Below are 1,696 nucleotides of genomic sequence, written 5' to 3' on the forward strand. Positions count from 1 at the left end.
CTCAGCATGCCTTTCACCGGCTGGTGGCTGGTGCACCTGGTGGGCTGGCCATTGGGCCAATTGTGGATTCTGGGGTCCAGCGTGATCTACGCCGTGGCCACGCTCAGCGCGGTCTGGCTGCTGGTCCGGCTGGATCGGCTGTGGACAAGCGGGGTGGGCAACCGCACATTCAATCTGGCGCTGGCGATTGTCAGCGGCGTCGGGTTTGTCGCCATAGCGGCGTTGATGGGGGCCAAGCCGGTTTAAGGCTTGAGGCCGAGTTGACCCCCATCGCTGGCTTGCCAGCGATAGCAATCTCAGTCGCGCAACGAAATCACCGGCCAGCCACGCTTCTCGGCCTCGGCCCGCAGATTCGGATCCGGGTCTACCGCCACCGGATTCGCCACCTGCTCCAGCAGCGGCAGATCATTCATCGAATCGCTATAGAAATAGCTGTCCTCAAGCGAATAGCCGGTCTCTTCCAGCCAGCGATTGAGGCGCGTGACCTTGCCTTCACGGAAACACGGAATGTCGGTGCTGCGCCCGCTGTAGCGGCCGTCGATCATCTCGCATTCGGTGGCGATCAGGGTTTCCACGCCCAGGCGCACGGCGATCGGCGCCGTGACGAAGCGGTTGGTGGCGGTAATGATCACCAGTTTGTCGCCGGCATCGCGGTGTTTTTTCAGCAGCTCCAGTGCCTTGGGCAGCACGATCGGCTCAATGCAGTCGCGCATGTAATCGCTATGCCAGGCGTCGAGTACGGCCATTTCGGTGCGGCCGAGAATTTCCAGGCAGAAGTTCAGGTAGGCAGCGTTGTCGAGCTTGCCGGCCAGGTAATCCTGATAGAACTCGTCGTTGCGCGCCTTGTAGGCGATCGGGTCGAGGAAGCCGCGCTCGCACAGATAATCGCCCCAGGCGTGATCGCTGTCGCCGCCCAGAAGGGTGTTGTCCAAATCGAATAAAGCCAGGCGCATTGCAGTTACCCGCTGAAAAGTCAGTAAAAAGGCGACAAGAATACGGTCTTTTCACAAGAGTGCACATAAGGTAGGAACCTTCGTTGCCGCCTCATCAAGCTTTGTGGAACAATGCGGCGACATGCGTTTGCGAGGTTGTTGCCGTGATCGACCCCGATGGTTTCCGCCCCAATGTCGGGATCATTCTGACGAATGACGCCGGCCAGGTGCTATGGGCTCGCCGTATCAATCAGGACGCCTGGCAGTTTCCGCAAGGGGGGATCAACCCCGAGGAGACGCCGGAAGACGCCTTGTACCGCGAGCTGAACGAAGAAGTTGGCCTGGAACGTGAAGATGTTGAAATACTGGCCTGTACCCGAGGCTGGTTGCGCTATCGTTTGCCGCAACGCCTGGTGCGTACCCACAGCCAACCGCTGTGCATCGGCCAGAAACAGAAATGGTTTCTCCTGCGCCTGATCTCCAACGAGCAGCGGGTGCGGATGGATCTGACCGGTAAACCGGAGTTCGATGGCTGGCGCTGGGTCAGCTATTGGTATCCGTTGGGCCAGGTGGTGACATTCAAGCGCGAGGTGTATCGACGCGCTCTCAAAGAGCTTGCCCCGCGCCTTTTAGCGCGCGACTGACGACGGAGTTCGACCCCGAGCCATGCTCAATACGCTGCGCAAGATCGTCCAGGAAGTTAACTCCGCCAAGGATCTCAAGGCGGCGTTGGGGATTATTGTGTTGCGCGTCAAAGAGGCCAT

The 1,696-nt window shown here is 59.6% G+C and carries 4 protein-coding genes; 3 read left to right on the plus strand and 1 reads right to left on the minus strand.

From position 1 onward, the window contains the following. A partial coding sequence (locus OQK_RS31255; RefSeq protein WP_238537173.1) for a DUF2269 family protein occupies positions 1-246 on the plus strand: 246 nt, incomplete at its 5' end. 50 nt (positions 247-296) lie between these two features. Here the strand turns inward: OQK_RS31255 and OQK_RS12430 are convergent. After that, the gene (locus OQK_RS12430; RefSeq protein WP_016772679.1) at positions 297-953 is read right to left on the minus strand and encodes an HAD family hydrolase; all 657 of its coding nucleotides are present in this window, start codon (positions 951-953) and stop codon (positions 297-299) included. Between the two features lie 143 nt (positions 954-1,096). Here OQK_RS12430 and OQK_RS12435 point away from each other — a divergent pair, with 143 nt between their 5' ends. After that, positions 1,097-1,576, plus strand: coding sequence for an RNA pyrophosphohydrolase (locus OQK_RS12435; protein ID WP_003229203.1), 480 nt, complete (start codon positions 1,097-1,099; stop codon positions 1,574-1,576). A gap of 22 nt (positions 1,577-1,598) precedes the next feature. Then, the coding region (locus OQK_RS32005; protein ID WP_443216335.1) for a hypothetical protein at positions 1,599-1,696 on the plus strand (98 nt) is incomplete at its 3' end.

This window comes from Pseudomonas sp. R62 (assembly GCF_000257605.1).
GTDB lineage: Bacteria > Pseudomonadota > Gammaproteobacteria > Pseudomonadales > Pseudomonadaceae > Aquipseudomonas > Aquipseudomonas atacamensis.